The sequence below is a fragment of the Bacteroidales bacterium genome, from assembly GCA_013141385.1.
In the GTDB taxonomy this organism is placed as follows: Bacteria; Bacteroidota; Bacteroidia; order Bacteroidales; family Tenuifilaceae; genus UBA8529.
Genome location: JABFRB010000001.1, coordinates 152,375 through 167,990 on the forward strand (window position 1 = coordinate 152,375; position 15,616 = coordinate 167,990).

A 15,616-nucleotide genomic window follows, 5' to 3' on the forward strand; every position below is an offset into this window, starting at 1 on the left:
AGAGTAGTTTAAAATGGCTGATAAGTTCGAAATGATAGCCAAAACCCTGCAAGGGTTAGAAGGAGTATTAGCTGATGAGTTGAAAGTTTTGGGTGCTGAAAATGTTATTCCAACCCTTAAGACAGTATCCTTTAACGGCGATAAAGAGTTAATGTATAAGGCGAATATTCAACTGCGTACCGCTTTACGGATTTTAAAACCAATATATACTTTTAAAGCAAGAACTGAGGATGAATTCTACGGTCAAGCCAAAAAATTCGACTGGCCCAGTATCATGGATATTACTCACAAATTTGCTGTAGATAGTGTTGTTGATTCTGATATTTTTAACCATTCAAGGTATGTTGCATTGAAACTTAAGGATGCAATTGCTGATCATTTTCGCGAAAAATTAGGTAAAAGACCATTTGTAGATCCTCAGAACCCTAATTTACGAATACATGTGCATATTGTAGATGATGAATGCACAATCTCATTAGATTCATCAGGTGAGTCTTTGCATCGTAGAGGCTATCGCTCAACACAAGATGCTTCTCCAATTAACGAAGTGCTTGCCGCAGGGATGATTTTACTTTCGGGATGGAAGGGCGAATCTGATTTCATAGATCCAATGTGCGGATCAGGAACTCTTTTAATTGAAGCAGGTCTTTATGCACATGGTATACCTCCAGGTATTTTCAGGAAGAATTTTGGATTCGAAAATTGGTTCGATTTTGATAAATCATTGCTTCAACAGGTGTACAACGATGAAAGTATGGAGCGTGAATTTAGCCATTCAATCATAGGAGGGGATATATCAAAAAGAGCCATCGAAATATCTACTGAAAATATTCGTAATGCTGGTCTACATCGAAAAATAGACATTAAAGTCCAATCTGTTTTTGACTTTGATCCACCTCAACAGAATAAGGGGATTGTTATAACCAATCCACCCTATGGAGAACGATTAAAAAGAGATCAGATAGAGACATTTTATAAGCAGCTTGGCGATTGTTTTAAGCAAAGATTTAATGGATATGATGTTTGGCTTATAAGTAATAACCTTGATGCCCTTAAAAATTTTGGATTGAGACCCTCAAAAGCAATTACATTAACAAATGGGACTCTCGAATATAAATATCAACGTTATTCAATGTTTCAGAGTTCTCCAAAGGTGAAAATTAAAAAAGCAAAAATTTAATTTTTCATTTTTTTTGCGTAATAGACACGAAATATATTTTTTTATTTTAATTTTATAAAAACCAGCTTATTAATATACGCTTTTAAAACTATTTTTTCATATATTTGCTTTGAGTATCAATAAAATCAGTATAATTGTACAAGAGTAAATCAGACTCCTCAATGAGTTTTTTTTTGAATGAGTGTTATGCCCGGATGAATCAGGGTGAGGTGATTGTTGCTTATAAGGGCTCTATAAGTGCTGATATTATTTCTAATACTTTGAGTTTAGTTGAATCAAAGCTTGAGGAATCATCAGAGCAAACTGGAGTCAAGAAAAAGCTGTATAATGTGCTAGTTGAAAGTTTACAGAACTTGTTTCACCATGTTGATGCAATAAATGGTGTAGATAATTCGGAAAACAATTATGGGGTTTTTGTACTTGCTAAACAAGAACAAGGCTTTCGAATTTCAACAGGGAACTTTATTAGATCTGATAAGTCCAAACTTTTAAAAGAAAAAATTGATAAGATTAATTCTCTTTCGAAAGAAGAGTTAAAAGATTTTTATAAATTTGTTCTGAATAATCAATCGTTTTCCGAGAAGGGCGGTGGAGGTCTTGGATTGATTGATATAGCTCGAAAAACCGGAAATAAACTAGATTATACCTTTTACGACTATAGTAAGGAATTTGATTTTTTCAATTTGAATGTATTTATTAACGAGTAAGTATAAAGACTAATAGAATATGGAATTGATAAATATTGAAGGTACTCCTAAAACGCCAACCGTTAGTATGAACCCTACAACAGGCGTAATCGAAATTAAGGGTAGGTCAATTCCTGAGAACTCAATAGAGTTCTATAAGCCAATTGTTGATTGGCTTGAGGAATATAACCAGGGATCAGCAGCAAAAACAGTTGTAAATATCCAACTTGAATACTTTAATACTAGTTCTTCAAAATGCATCCTTGATGTTTTTAAGAAGCTTGAGAATCTTAAAAAGAATCAAAAAGATGTTCTAATCAACTGGTACTATGAAGAGGATGATGAGGATATGCTTGAGGCTGGTGAGGACTATGAGTCCATTATTAAGGTTCCCTTTAAAATGATACAAATTGTAGATTAATCGTAAACTTCTATATAATTAGAAAGGGGCTTTATGCCCCTTTTTTTATGAAATGCCCATGAGCAAAACACACTAAAAATGATGATTAAACCATGGACATTGCATCTGTACATAAATGCAACGAAAAAAGGGAATTCAAAAGAATTTATAATAAACGAATTTTAAATTTTAAACAGATGAAATGGATTACATTAATCTGAATCTGTATTCCCTGAGAATTTTTCCAAAAAGTCGAGAGCCCTTTTCAACAGCCTATAATAAAGAGTTAAGTATAACAGTACTGTTGAAATCCAGATAACTAGTATATTAATCCAAAACGTATTTACAAAGAATCCAAAAAACTGTTTTGCCGGAGCATAAAAATGTGATCTTACTAATCTTGAATCGGGATACAAATAGATAGGATCAACCTTTTGTATAAGTGTACCTTTAAATTCTATAATTCTATCAACCTCCCCAGAGTTTCTAACCAAATCGGATAGGCTTTCGTTAAAATAGTTACGTTTAAGGTTCAGAAAAGCCTCACGATCTTTTGGTGTTTTCTGCTGGTTAGATATTAAAAGATCCTTTTCGTTACTCGCTTTATTATAAAGCTTTATATAATATTTCCGAAGCGTTTCAAAATAATCTTTAATATCCTTTATTAGAGGGGCGGAAAGTTTAGTTTTATTAAGTTGTTTGTAATTAGCAAACTTTAATTTTGATCCAGAAACGGAGAACATCTCCTTTCTTATCTCGTTTCTTATAACTTGAGTAGCCTTGTTTACTTGAGCTTCCTTATCATGGTTGTTCAGATACCTTTCACAGATATCAATTTTATTATTCAACGTTTTTAGCCAGTAATTCCTTTTGTAATCGGAATTACTCATCGCCTCATCATACTTAAAGAACTGTTTTTGGTATTTATTCTCCTTAAACTGGTAAACAGCTAAAGCTTCATAAGCCCATCTGGCAAGAATTACTTCACCGTAAATTGGAATACTATTTGGCGATGATATTGTAGGGTTAAGTTTTTCATATTTTACAATAATACCGCTAAGAATTATCTGAGGGATAACCAGAAATGGAATGAGTATATATATTGTAACAACAGTTTTAAAGCTATCGGATATAACCAACCCAAGTAAATTTGATGAGACCCATGCGCTAAAAAGAACAAGCCAGTATTCAAAATACATTCCCCTAATTTCAAGAATAGAATTACCAATTATTACGAAAAGTAATGCTTGTATGGCGGAGAGGACAAAGAGTATGGCTACTTTAGACATTAAATAGCTGGACCAGCTGAGGTTTAAAAATCTTTCACGCTTAAGGATTTTTCTATCTTTAATTATCTCCTCGGCACTTACGGTAAGCCCAATGAATATTGAAACAATTACAGACATGAACAGGTAAACGGGAAGATTATCATTGTCCAATAAAGTATAACCAGCTTCATTCGCTATATCAACGTTATAAAACTTGATGATATACGATAGTAGTGCTGCAAGAATTGGCGCTTCGAGTATATTGATAATCATATACTGCTTATTTGCCAATTTTGACAGTACATCTCTTTGTACAAAGACACGAAGTTGTTTTACCCAATTGGGTATCTTGAATTGGATTTTAGGAAGTTCCGAGGGGATGAATAAAGGTTTCTCGTTGCTTGTTGAATGTTTTTTGTAATGATCTGTCCACTCATTAGGGCTTGTTTTCCTTGAGCGAGTTGGATTTCCGTACTCATCGAGTACGTTAGCTTCAACAATATTGAAGATTTGTTCAGGGTTAACATTCCCGCAAAGCGTACACTCACTTTCATTCCAGTTTGCTTGCTGAACCCTCGATTTAAAATAGATAATCGATTCAATTGGATCGCCATCATAGATAAGATACCCGCCAGTATCAAGGATCAATAGCTTATCGAACATTTTAAAAATGTCCGATGAAGGTTGATGAATTACTACAAATACCAGTTTACCCTTAAGGGTTAATTCTTTGAGTAAATCGAGGATGTTTTCTGAATCGCGTGAGCTAAGACCAGATGTTGGCTCATCAAGGAAAAGTATTGCAGGCTCTCGGATTAGCTCAAGTGCAATATTTAAACGTTTCCGCTGACCACCGCTAATCTTTTTATTTAAAGGGGAACCAACTTTCATACCTTTAATCTCAAAGAGACCAAGGCTTAGCAGCATCTTATCTACAACTTCAATAATTTGGGTTTCGGTATAATTATCGAAGCAAAGTTTGGCATTATAGTAAAGGTTCTGAAAAACGGTTAGCTCTTCAATAAGCAAATCATCCTGGGAAACAAAACCGATTAATCCTTCAACTATATCTTTTTGGGAATGAATATCACAATTATTTATTAAAACATTCCCGTTGGAGGGCTTTTCGGTTCCGTTGAGAACATTTAGAAGGGTTGATTTTCCTGCCCCCGATGCTCCCATAATACCAACAAGATGCCCTGATTCTTGTGTGAAACTTATATTATGAAGACCTATTTTGCCACCTTTAAATTTGAATTCAACATTTTTGGCTTCAAAAAATATCTTCTCTTTTATCCTATCAATGGCAAACCTTCCAACTATGTTACTGTAATATATCGGTTTGATTTTAGTATTTCGAATAGAGGAGCCATTGTTGAGAACATAAATTTTATCTTTCTGCAATAGGTGTCCATTCAAGTACAATTCATGGTCACCTAAATATCTTAGGAATAATATATTAGCAGATTTAATATTGATAACCTTTAGCTCTCCCTGAAATGATTCAGAGTAGATATGGCGGATATCTTTAATTACGTACTCTTTCTCATTGTTGATTACTAGTATGTTATCATTTAAAGAGATTTTATCGAATGATGATAGAACGTAATCTGATATTAATGAGAATTCATCTTCAGGCACGTGGAATGTTTCGGAAACGGTTGATATAAAGGCCATTTCCTGTTCAGTAACCCCACCATCAGACGTTTTAACGAATTCAAGTAATCTGAAAAGTACAACTATTTTTTGCTCCTGAGTTAGCTCCTCATTTATTTGGGCACATATTTTTAGAACCCTTACCGAACTTGATGATGTACGCTTTTTCGTTTTACTCTTCTCGCTCTGCTTTTCTTGATGTAAGTTATAGTAGTAATCAAATACTCTAAGATACTCCCTAACCAATTCCTGGTTAAGTTGATTTTTAAGGAAACTTTCCACAACTGCACGCCTATCGCTTTCCCCCTCAGTTTCATCATTCTCGGGGTGCGCTATAATTGCAAACAATTGCATCAGAGCCTTTAGTATCGACTCACTCATTTAGAGGATTTAAGTTAAGATTAAGGAATGAAATGCTATTATGGTTTGTAACCAATCAAAAGCATTACATACCCTGGTGTAAATTTTATATTTTTCACATCTACCTGAATTATACAGGTAATTGTTGAACAGAATTTAAAGTCCCAGTATTGTGAGTATTTGTAGCTTGCATTAGAGAAAAGGAGATTTTTTTCTGTGTCGAAAACTGTGAAAACCAAATCGCCTTTTTTAAGATTTGTACAGGCTACTACTCTATAAGTATTATCACCGTAGAAGGTGGTTCTGAATTCAACTTTTTGATCGGGTTTTAGCGTAGCAAAGTACTCCTGACCATCAGATATATATTCTGGGGAGAAATAGAGCGAGCAGATATTCTGTAATTGCTCTACCTGCGATAAAACAGGTTTTGCTGCAAATAATAGAACGAAGGTTAGAATTGTGAAACAAAGTATTTTTATTGTTCTCATAGGTTCTACTAAACGCTTTTAACCAATTATTTGATTGCGAATTGCCTCTATTTTTTTACTCACCGTTTCAAGATGATATTCCGACATAACCACTCTTGATTCACTATTGATGATCATTAGCTTTTTATCAATATCAATTTTTGGTTCCTTGTATGAGTATGTATAAATAACACCATCGAATTCGTAAGCTAAATCAATTAGCCCATCTATTAAAGTCGAAAATTCTGGAGATTTATAGTAATATGGTGTTAATATTTCAATAAGATTATCGAGCGGATGCTTTTGTTCTCCAATTCTATTAATAATCTCTCTGTCAGTACTAATTTTTCCAATTCTAGTAAGGATATATAAACTCTCAACCCAGCCACCTGCAAGAATTAGCGCACCCATATTTTTTCGATCATTTACCCTTAGGTATGAATCGGTACTACGATACGTTTTTGATAGGAGTACAAGGATAGAATCTTTATTATTGATATTCTTCTCAATTGAGGCAAAAAAGGAAGCATCGAAAGAGGAAGAGATACCCAGCTGATCGCTTAAGTTTTTAATAACGCTTAAGTAGCTAATTGATTCTGGAGTACGATCGTAAATATTTAAGTAGCTAAGATCTGTACCATAAACCCCAAGGTTTAGGGCTTTTTTAAAGGCTGTACTGAAATTCTTATAGTTTTCTATTGGGCTTGCAATACTTTCATCGAATGGTATATTCTTCTTTTTTATTAGAGTAGCAGCCTGATAGGGTGAAGGTAGCGGGAAAAGTGAATTTTCAAATTTCACTAACATCGAAAGAGTATCAGGTTGATCAATATCCTTTAATTCCGAAGATTGCTCCTTGTTTCGTTTGTTACCACACCCATTGAGCAGAAATAGTGCTATAACAAATAAAAATGTTGCTCTTATGAAAACCTTAAATGTCAACTTCGAATGCATCTACGTATACTTAACTTTACTTTGATGCAAGTAAGAAAAAAAACATGAATATTCAAAGGATTTAGTGTTTATCGTTATTTCATGGATAAATTAAGGCAAGTTTATTGTAGTAGTATATTCTTTATGATGTTCATTACAATAGTTCGTTAAAGTTTTATTATTGATTTGTAACATCTTGTTTTTGTGATATTTTGTGTTTTTGTGTTTTTGTGGCAAAAATATTATAATAGCCACAAAATCACCAAGTCACCAAAATACACCAAAAAGTTTACCGAAATATTGCATTAGAAAATGGAAATACTATTCAAAGTAAATTATTTATGATCTTTTATATTTTTATGCGAATCAATAAAAGGCTTTTTCAAAAGTCTAAAAACAACTCTTTTTTTCTCTTTGTGCATCTCTGTGAATTCTTTGTGTTCCTTTGTGTAAAAATATTTAAAAAATTACACAGAGTTCCACAGAGATTAACACAAAGTTCCACAGAGGACTTTTAAGATAGCATATGATTGATTGTGTTAGCTGTTTTATTCAACCCTTAATTCACATAATTTATTTACTTGCATGATAAAACCTTTTGATTTCATTCAAGTCTAAAACAATATCTACTAAAAAATAAAATACTTATTATGCAAAGGTTACTGATTGTTTTTTTACTTTCGGTTAATGTGTTCTTAACTGCACATTCGCAAAACAAAGAATTAACGCTTAGCCAAGCGGTACTTGGGCAACGAAAGGAATTTGGGGCTGCAACGCTTAAAAATCTTTCTTGGCGTCCTGGGACAAACGCATTTTCATACATAAAGGATAATTGCCTTATTGAGTTTGATATTAAAACCCAAAAGGAGGATACAATCCTGAAAATGGATAACCTTAATGGGATTCTTGTTGCAAATAATTTACCGAAGATTAAAAACTTCACACAAGCCGAATGGGTATCGCAAAATGCGATACGTTTTAACCTTGAACCTAATTTAGTAGTATTTGATGTTATCGCAAAGAAAATAGTATCAACCATTGGCTATTTAAGCAACGCCAAAAATATCGATAAATGTGATGATAACGAGAAGGTTGCTTACACCATTGATAACAATCTTTTTATAGCCAATCGGAGTAATAAATCAATTCAAATTACCAACGATTCGAATTTGGGAATTGTTAATGGGCAATCGGTTCATAGGAATGAGTTTGGGATTAAGAAGGGAACATTCTGGTCGCCCAAAGGGAATTACCTAGCATTCTATAGGATGGATGAAACAATGGTTACCGATTACCCTTTGGTTGATATCTCAACCCGAATTGCAACCGTAAAGAACGTAAAATATCCAATGGCAGGAATGAAAAGCCATGAGGTAACGCTTGGTGTTTACGATGTTCAAACTGGGCAAACAATCTTCCTTAAAACAGGTGAACCCAAGGAGCAGTTTCTTACCAATATTGCATGGAGTCCCGATGAAAAATCAATTTACATCGCCGTGCTCAACCGCGAGCAAAATTATTTACAATTGAATCAGTTCAATGCCCAAACAGGCGATTTTGTTAAAACCCTTTTCGAGGAGAAAAACGATAAGTACGTTGAACCCGTTGAACCCATGGTCTTCCTGAAGAGTAACCCAAACCAGTTTATCTGGCAGAGTAGGAGGGATAGGTGGAATCATATTTACCTCTATAATATTGATGGAACTCTGGCTAAGCAGATTACAAAAGGCAATTGGGAAGTGACCGATGTGGTTGGGTTTGATAAGGGTGAGAAAAACCTATACTACATATCAACCCAACAAAACCCGCTGGAGAGACACCTGTACTGCATGGATATTAAGAAAGGCGTTGAAAAGAGGTTGACCACCATTCACGGTACGCATAAACCTGTTGTAGCATTGGATTTAGGATATTTTCTTGATGTTTTCTCAAGCACCGAGATTCCCAACCAAATTGATTTGTATAGTACCAGCGGGAAGTTCATCAAGAATACCTTAAAGGCCGGTAATCCATTCAAGGATTACAGCATGGCTAAACTTGAGATGGTTACCCTGAAAACCCACGATGGTAAATTCGCCTTAAATGCCCGTATGCTTAAACCAGCCAACTTTGATGCGAGTAAAAAATATCCTACTGTAGTTTACGTTTACGGTGGGCCACATTCGCAGCTCGTTACCGATGATTGGTTGGGCGGTGCTAGGCTTTGGGAGTACTACATGGCTAATAAAGGTTACATACTGTTCACGCTCGATAATAGGGGTACTGGAAACCGTGGTTTTGAATTCGAGGGCGTAATTCATCGGAATCTTGGGGTGAACGAATTGGACGATCAGATGGTAGGAGTGGAGTATCTTAAAACGCTTCCTTACGTTGATGTGAATAGAATTGGCGTTCATGGCTGGAGCTTTGGTGGTTTTATGACCGTTACAATGATGCTAAAGCAAGCCGATCAGTTTAAGGTTGGAGTTGCTGGCGGCCCAGTAATCGATTGGAAGTTTTATGAGGTGATGTACGGCGAACGCTATATGGATACTCCCGATGAAAACCCCGAGGGTTACAAGAATGCAGATTTAAAGAATTTTGTAACAAACCTAAAGGGCAGATTGCTTATAATTCATGATGATATGGACGAAACCGTTGTTCCTCAGAACAGCTTTACTTTTTTGAATGAGTGTATAAAAAACAGTATTCAGGTTGATTACTTTACCTATCCACAGCATCAGCATAATGTTATTGGTAAAGATAGGGTTCACCTTATCGATAAAATTATTAGATATTTTGATGAGCATTTGTAGTGTGGCAAAATTTGAAAATTAGGGAATTTGAAGATTTGAAGATTTGAAGATTTGAAAATTTGAAGATTTAAGGATTGGAGCAATGGGATGAAGATATTTATTCTGCCTTGTTTCATCTAAGATTAGTGAATTCGATGTAAGCATAACATATTGATCCCAAGTATAGTGTTAGATTGTTACTTTGTCATGCTGAACGGAGTGAAATCCGGAGGATTCGCTGAAAGCAACCATCTCATTTATAGATCCTTCGCTTCTCGTACGATGACATCTCGCATCGGGTTGCATTAGAGTATCGCAATTTGCGATAGTTGGGATGAGGTGGTGTTTTATCCATTTCGTAACTGAGGATACCCAAGAAGTCAATTAACCGCAAAGTATTTTAAGAATTCGCGAAGTTCGCAAAGGAACAATGTGTTGTATAATAGCCATTTGCTCTCTTTGCGTTTTTTTCTTTGCGACCTTGGCGGTTAAAGATTAATCTGGAGCTGGAACTGATTGATAGTAGTCTTGCTGGTTTTGATCTCAGGCGTAGCCTGTTGCAATAGAATGACGCAGGTATGCTTTGCTAACCTATGCCGAATCTAATTGTTTTTGTTTTTTATTTAGGGACTTGGGTGAATGGGGACACTTTTCGCCTTATGGTTATTATTGCGTGTTGTAGCCAGTACTTTTGATTTTTCCAATTGATTTAATTAATTCGCTAAGTTCAGAATCTCTTTTCTTTGAATCTCCAATCTTTAGAATCATAGCATATTGTACCTTAGCAGTATTTAAAACAAACAAATCATTATTAAGTCTGTCCATTCTATTGTTAGTGTCTCGATAGAATTTAATTATTGTTCCTCCCAGAATATTAGAAATTGCACCAACACTGGAAGTTACTGCACCTTCCGTTACATTTTTTTTGAAAAGTAGATAAACACCAATAAATACAATTAAAATCCCTGCTATAATTAATCCTAATGCTGCATTGAAAGTATTTTTTGCTTGTCTTTCTCTCTCTTGTCTAAAAACACTAAGCGTTTCATAGGTATTTGAAATAATAAAATATATATCATCATCAAATTCTTTCTTTGTTTCTGCTTTTTCTGGTATTATTGATTCTAATTTTCTCTCAAAACTATGATACGTATATTTTATTAAGTACTTGACAAAAAAATAAAAAACGAATATGGCTAATATTATTCCAAACTCTATTATAATTGATATGTATAGTTTAAGGTTGAATTCATTACTAATAAATATCCCACCTAAGTAGAATAAGAAAGAAGCACCACCTAACAACAGTATACCAATCAATAAACCAATCAATAATATTATAATCAGCACAGAGATATCTGCCCAACAACCAAGGGTGGACTTTGCATAATATTCATCTTCCCTATCCTTTTTTATAGAAATTTGAACCATTAAATCAGAAACCTTATTTTTTTTTCCAGAAAGAGGAGTAAGCTCAATTACATCAGGAGTTTCTTTTATTCTATACTTATTTAAATTTTCTTTAAAAACATCAACTGATTCACCTTTTAAATTCTCTAAAAGTGTTAAAAGTAATTGGTCTTTTAATTCCATATTTCTCTATATTTAGTGGGCTTTATCTGTATTGGCTACAACGTTCCTGTGATTGGAAATATTGAGGAGTTAGCGGCTGCTTCCTTATCCACCATTAATGAACTTTGTGGTGATTGAAAACCTTGCTGTTGCATCATCTGCCCCCAATATTTTAACCACATATTGGCACCAGCTTTTTAATTTTGTATTATTTTAATGCTATAAGTGGTTTCATCTAGTTTTAAAACTTTATCTACTATCTTAATGCCTTTATTATCAGTTTTCGTTGATATGGCCAATAAAATACCTTGTTCAATGTTTGAGTGTTTTAAATATGTTAATAGTTGATTGATTGCAGGTTCTATATTTATTACCGTTAAATATCTCTTAACTTCAATAATAGATTTTTCATTTTCCACTTCTAAAATATAATCTGGTCTTAAACCTTTTGAAATATTTGGTTGAACCTGAAATTTTATATTTTCAAATGCACTTAAATACGCATTTAGCATTCCTATTATTTCAGTTTCATATTTATCTGTGCCGTTATTAAGTTTATGAGTCGTGATGAACTCTGAAAGTAATGATGTAATTAATTCAAGAGATTTTGGTTTAGTTTTTAAAAGAAATGCTATTTTTTCTTTTCTCAATTTAGATTTCTTAATATTTTCTTGCTCTTTGTTAAATGCGAGTTTCTCCATTATTTGTTTTAATAGTAAGAATACGAACGAAGAAACGCTTGTCAGAGCAATGAAAGCTTCACTTTCGTCAAAGAACAACTTGTAATCGTGTGTTGATTTATTTCTCCATTCACTTCTATAGTTCCTAAAAAGTTCTAAAACCCTTTCCTTGAAAATACTATTATCTTCAAAGAACTTTTCAATCTTAAATGGAGTTTCTCTGTCAACTTCAACTTCTGTTTTATTTGCCAACACTTTATACGCCTCTTTTAGAGCACCTTCAAAAGCTTGATTGGTTCTGTATATCACATCATTAAAAAAATAGGAATCATTATCTCCTTGAAGATAATAGTATTCTGCTCTTTCGAGATGCAATCTAACTGCATCTAAATAAATAGATTGCTCTGCTTCAGCAATCAATCCAACTTGTTTCCTTATTTGTTCAATAGTATCCATAATAAAATTGGTACCAACTTGTTTATATATGGTAAAATAATACTTTAATACCCTTTTTTGATTGTATTGTATGATAAAACCATACCTTGATTCAAAGATAATTTCTTTTGGAAAATATATATAAGTATTGTTTATAGAAAGTAAAATATTTTATGAACAATAATTAACAACGGAAATAAGGGTTGAATTAATAAGGCGGAGCTATTGATTGTATTAATCACTTTTGTTTTTTACTCATTGCCTTGGGTGAATGAGGGAAAGTTTAGACCAGTTAATTTTATTACGTTTGAAAAACAAATCTCAGAAACGATTGTTATGTAGAAAAACATATCTTAATTTGTGTTTTAATTAGTTTTTAAAATGCAGAGACTTTATAGAACAAGCATTTAATGATAAGAAAACTAAAATATATTGCTTCTTTACTACTCTTGTTGGTATTCCTTTTGCCTTCAATTGAAAAACTTGAGCATCATCACAAGCATTATATTCATAATTCAAAAGATAATAAGCAATACCCTGAGATTCGCGAGAATTGTTATATCTGTGATTTTCAGTTTTCAGTTTTCTCTACGGATTTTGAAACTATTAAATTACTAAAAGAGAAACATTTAGATAATTACTGCAATAATTACTCATCGTTTAATTATTCAAACCACTCAATTCACACATTCTTATTACGCGCTCCTCCTTATAGGCATATTTAAGCTGATACACAATCTTCGAGGTTAATTTAGAATTTGTTTAAAACGTAAAACGTAATAGAATGAAAAATGTATTTATCATTTGCGTTATGATATTGTCGTATCATATCACGAATGCACAAAATAAAATATCAGGAAAAATACTTGACCAAGACAATTTACCTTTGATTGGAGCGACCGTATTCGTCCCAGACCTGAATAAAGGTACAGTATCAAATGCTAATGGAGGCTACGAATTATCAAATTTGCCCAATGGCAATATTAAAATCCAATTTTCCTTTGTAGGATACACCAACCGAATAGAAATATTTTCGCTGAATGGAGAGAGCCTAGAATTAAATGTAACCCTAAAACAGACCATAATCGATGCGGAAGAGATAGTTATTACGGGTGGTTACAACTCAACGCAGCATGAAAACGCTGTGAAAATTGATGTTCTAAAGCTTAGCCCTCTAACCATTAAGAACACACCAAATTTTACCGAAACACTTACACAGGTTGCAGGTGTTGACATGATTTCTAAGGGAAGTGGTGTTTCAAAGCCCGTTATTCGTGGACTTTCCATGAACGACATCTTAGTTTTAAATAATGGCGTTCGGTTTGAGAACTATCAGTATTCTAGCCATCATCCACTCGGAATTGATGAATTCGGAATCGAAGATGTTGAAATCATAAAAGGTCCTGCTTCTTTACTCTATGGTTCTGATGCCATAGGTGGAGTAATTAATTTTATAAAAGAACGACCTGCCCCAGTTGGCTCTATTGTGGGAGACTACAACATGCAACTTTTTTCGAACACGTTAGGCTTAACCAATAATTTAGGAATAAAAGGAGCGTCGAAGAGGTTTTTTGGTGGTATTAGGGTTGGGCAAAAAACCAATGCCGATTTTCTGCAAGGCGGAGGAGCATTTGTCCCAAACTCACGTTTTAACGAAATGTCAGTTAAAACCAATATTGGCTTTACCGATAAAATAGGAACTTTTAAACTGTTTTACGACTTCAATAATGAAAAGCTTGGATTGGTGGAAGATGAAGCCATTAATGCAATTACAGAGAGAGGAAGAGAAAACAAAATATGGTATCAGAAGCTGAATACTCACTTACTTTCCTCACAAAACAAGCTGTATTTGAGTAAATTTAAGCTCGATATAAATTCAGCCTATCAAAATACCGAATTGATTCATTTTGGTGATTTGAACGTATATGAAATTCAAATGAAACTTTCAACCCTAACCTATGAAGCCAAACTACACTTACCATCCAAAGAAAATTCAGAGTACATCATTGGCTTTCAGGGTTTCAATCAAACTAATGCAAATCTGAATAACAGGGAAACGAAGCTCTTACCTGATGCTTCTACAAATAATTATTCCGCATTCGGTTTGCTCCAATATACATTCTTTAAGAAACTTAAAGTACAAACGGGTGTTCGCTATGATACTAAATCTATATCAACACAAGCAATCGGTTTACCTGTCGACCCGTTGACTTATCGACCAGCGATCGATAAGTCATACGGAAGTTTTAGCGGTTCATTGGGTTCAACGTATAACTTCTCCGAGGAACTTTTATTTAGAGTGAATTTTGCAGCGGCTTACCGTACGCCTAATCTAGCAGAGCTGACATCGAACGGACAACATGAGCTGCGATATGAAATTGGCGACCAAAACCTTGTTCCTGAAAATGCCTATGAAGCTGATTTAAGCATTCATTACCATAAAGATAATTATACCTTAGACATTGCGGGGTTTTACAATATTGTCGATAATTATATTTTTATCTCACCAACAGGTGATACAACAGTGTCGGGAATTGATATTTTCAGATACAAGCAGGCTAATTCGGTCTTATTTGGTGGCGAAGCAGGTTTGCATATACATCCAAAGCCAATTAAATGGCTGCACTTTAAAGCCACATTTTCATCGGTAATTGGGAAACAAGAAAACGGTGACTATTTACCCTTTGTTCCTGCACATAAATTGAAGTTCGAGCTGCAAACGGAAAAAGAGAAATTATTGTTTCTGCATAATGCATTTATTTCTGTTAATACAACTACCGCCTTCAATCAGAACAATGCAGCTCCAGATGAAACTCCAACAAAAGGCTATACTCTTTTGGATTTAAGCGTTGGGGGTAATATTAAAGTGAAAAATCAATTTTTCACTTTAAGCCTGAGTGCAAACAATGTACTTGATAAGAAATACATCGACCATTTATCCACTTTAAAAGAGGTTAACCTGTATAATCAGGGCAGAAATATTTCATTAAGTTTAAGAATTCCTTTTGATATAACCAGAAATAATAAACATTAATGAGTCATAACAAATATCAAATTATTTAATATTATATGTCAATCTCAAACTGCTTTTCTTGCCCCGTTTGCCAGAGACTATAAGTAGCTAAAACAAAAATCACTCGGTTCGGCAAAGGTTAGCGGAGCGCACCTGTGTCGGTCTATTAATAGCAGGCTGCGCCTGCAAATG

General features: G+C 34.0%; 11 protein-coding genes. 6 read left to right on the plus strand and 5 right to left on the minus strand.

Annotated features, from left to right (window positions below):
• Positions 1–13 precede the first annotated feature (13 nt).
• The 3 genes from HOO91_00575 to HOO91_00585 all read left to right on the plus strand — a co-directional run bounded on the left by HOO91_00575 (position 14) and on the right by HOO91_00585 (position 2,287).
• Positions 14–1,180, plus strand: a complete 1,167-nt coding sequence (locus HOO91_00575; GenBank protein NOU16038.1) for an RNA methyltransferase — start codon at positions 14–16, stop codon at positions 1,178–1,180.
• Between the two features lie 161 nt (positions 1,181–1,341).
• The gene (locus HOO91_00580) at positions 1,342–1,887 is read left to right on the plus strand and encodes a hypothetical protein (protein ID NOU16039.1); all 546 of its coding nucleotides are present in this window, start codon (positions 1,342–1,344) and stop codon (positions 1,885–1,887) included.
• A 19-nt stretch (positions 1,888–1,906) separates the two neighbouring features.
• Positions 1,907–2,287 (plus strand): DUF1987 domain-containing protein, encoded by a 381-nt coding sequence (locus tag HOO91_00585; GenBank protein ID NOU16040.1) that lies wholly within the window; start codon positions 1,907–1,909, stop codon positions 2,285–2,287.
• Positions 2,288–2,478: 191 nt separating this feature from the next.
• On the opposite strand, the gene HOO91_00590 is transcribed toward HOO91_00585, so the two are convergent.
• Genes HOO91_00590 through HOO91_00600 form a run of 3 tightly spaced genes read right to left on the minus strand, consistent with a single transcriptional unit; the run spans position 2,479 to position 6,971 of the window.
• Entirely contained in the window at positions 2,479–5,571 is a 3,093-nt protein-coding gene (locus tag HOO91_00590) for an ATP-binding cassette domain-containing protein (GenBank protein NOU16041.1), read from the minus strand.
• Between the two features lie 38 nt (positions 5,572–5,609).
• Positions 5,610–6,038: a hypothetical protein gene (locus tag HOO91_00595; GenBank protein NOU16042.1), complete on the minus strand. Its 429-nt coding sequence runs from the start codon at positions 6,036–6,038 to the stop codon at positions 5,610–5,612.
• 18 nt (positions 6,039–6,056) lie between these two features.
• Positions 6,057–6,971, minus strand: coding sequence for a hypothetical protein (locus HOO91_00600; GenBank protein ID NOU16043.1), 915 nt, complete (start codon positions 6,969–6,971; stop codon positions 6,057–6,059).
• Positions 6,972–7,600: 629 nt separating this feature from the next.
• Here HOO91_00600 and HOO91_00605 point away from each other — a divergent pair.
• A complete protein-coding gene (locus tag HOO91_00605; GenBank protein NOU16044.1) occupies positions 7,601–9,745 on the plus strand; it encodes a S9 family peptidase in 2,145 nt (714 codons plus the stop codon).
• Between the two features lie 645 nt (positions 9,746–10,390).
• On the opposite strand, the gene HOO91_00610 is transcribed toward HOO91_00605, so the two are convergent.
• Positions 10,391–11,317 carry a hypothetical protein gene (locus HOO91_00610; GenBank protein ID NOU16045.1) on the minus strand — a complete coding sequence of 309 codons (927 nt, stop codon included), beginning with the start codon at positions 11,315–11,317 and terminating at the stop codon, positions 10,391–10,393.
• Positions 11,318–11,493: 176 nt separating this feature from the next.
• On the minus strand, positions 11,494–12,432 hold the full coding sequence (locus HOO91_00615) for a hypothetical protein (protein NOU16046.1): 939 nt from the start codon (positions 12,430–12,432) through the stop codon (positions 11,494–11,496).
• 389 nt (positions 12,433–12,821) lie between these two features.
• On the opposite strand from HOO91_00615, the gene HOO91_00620 reads away from it, so the two are divergent.
• Both HOO91_00620 and HOO91_00625 read left to right on the plus strand, forming a co-directional pair.
• Positions 12,822–13,136, plus strand: a complete 315-nt coding sequence (locus tag HOO91_00620) for a hypothetical protein (GenBank protein ID NOU16047.1) — start codon at positions 12,822–12,824, stop codon at positions 13,134–13,136.
• Between the two features lie 59 nt (positions 13,137–13,195).
• A complete protein-coding gene (locus HOO91_00625; GenBank protein ID NOU16048.1) occupies positions 13,196–15,445 on the plus strand; it encodes a TonB-dependent receptor in 2,250 nt (749 codons plus the stop codon).
• Positions 15,446–15,616 lie beyond the last annotated feature (171 nt).

Excerpts from the sequence above, each read along its gene's own strand:
- HOO91_00575 (NOU16038.1), top strand. The coding sequence starts at position 14 with ATGGCTGATAAGTTCGAAATGATAGCCAAAACCCTGCAAGGGTTAGAA.
- HOO91_00580 (NOU16039.1), top strand. The coding sequence starts at position 1,342 with ATGAGTTTTTTTTTGAATGAGTGTTATGCCCGGATGAATCAGGGTGAG.
- HOO91_00585 (NOU16040.1), top strand. The coding sequence starts at position 1,907 with ATGGAATTGATAAATATTGAAGGTACTCCTAAAACGCCAACCGTTAGT.
- HOO91_00590 (NOU16041.1), bottom strand. The coding sequence starts at position 5,571 with ATGAGTGAGTCGATACTAAAGGCTCTGATGCAATTGTTTGCAATTATA.
- HOO91_00595 (NOU16042.1), bottom strand. The coding sequence starts at position 6,038 with ATGAGAACAATAAAAATACTTTGTTTCACAATTCTAACCTTCGTTCTA.
- HOO91_00600 (NOU16043.1), bottom strand. The coding sequence starts at position 6,971 with ATGCATTCGAAGTTGACATTTAAGGTTTTCATAAGAGCAACATTTTTA.
- HOO91_00605 (NOU16044.1), top strand. The coding sequence starts at position 7,601 with ATGCAAAGGTTACTGATTGTTTTTTTACTTTCGGTTAATGTGTTCTTA.
- HOO91_00610 (NOU16045.1), bottom strand. The coding sequence starts at position 11,317 with ATGGAATTAAAAGACCAATTACTTTTAACACTTTTAGAGAATTTAAAA.
- HOO91_00615 (NOU16046.1), bottom strand. The coding sequence starts at position 12,432 with ATGGATACTATTGAACAAATAAGGAAACAAGTTGGATTGATTGCTGAA.
- HOO91_00620 (NOU16047.1), top strand. The coding sequence starts at position 12,822 with ATGATAAGAAAACTAAAATATATTGCTTCTTTACTACTCTTGTTGGTA.
- HOO91_00625 (NOU16048.1), top strand. The coding sequence starts at position 13,196 with ATGAAAAATGTATTTATCATTTGCGTTATGATATTGTCGTATCATATC.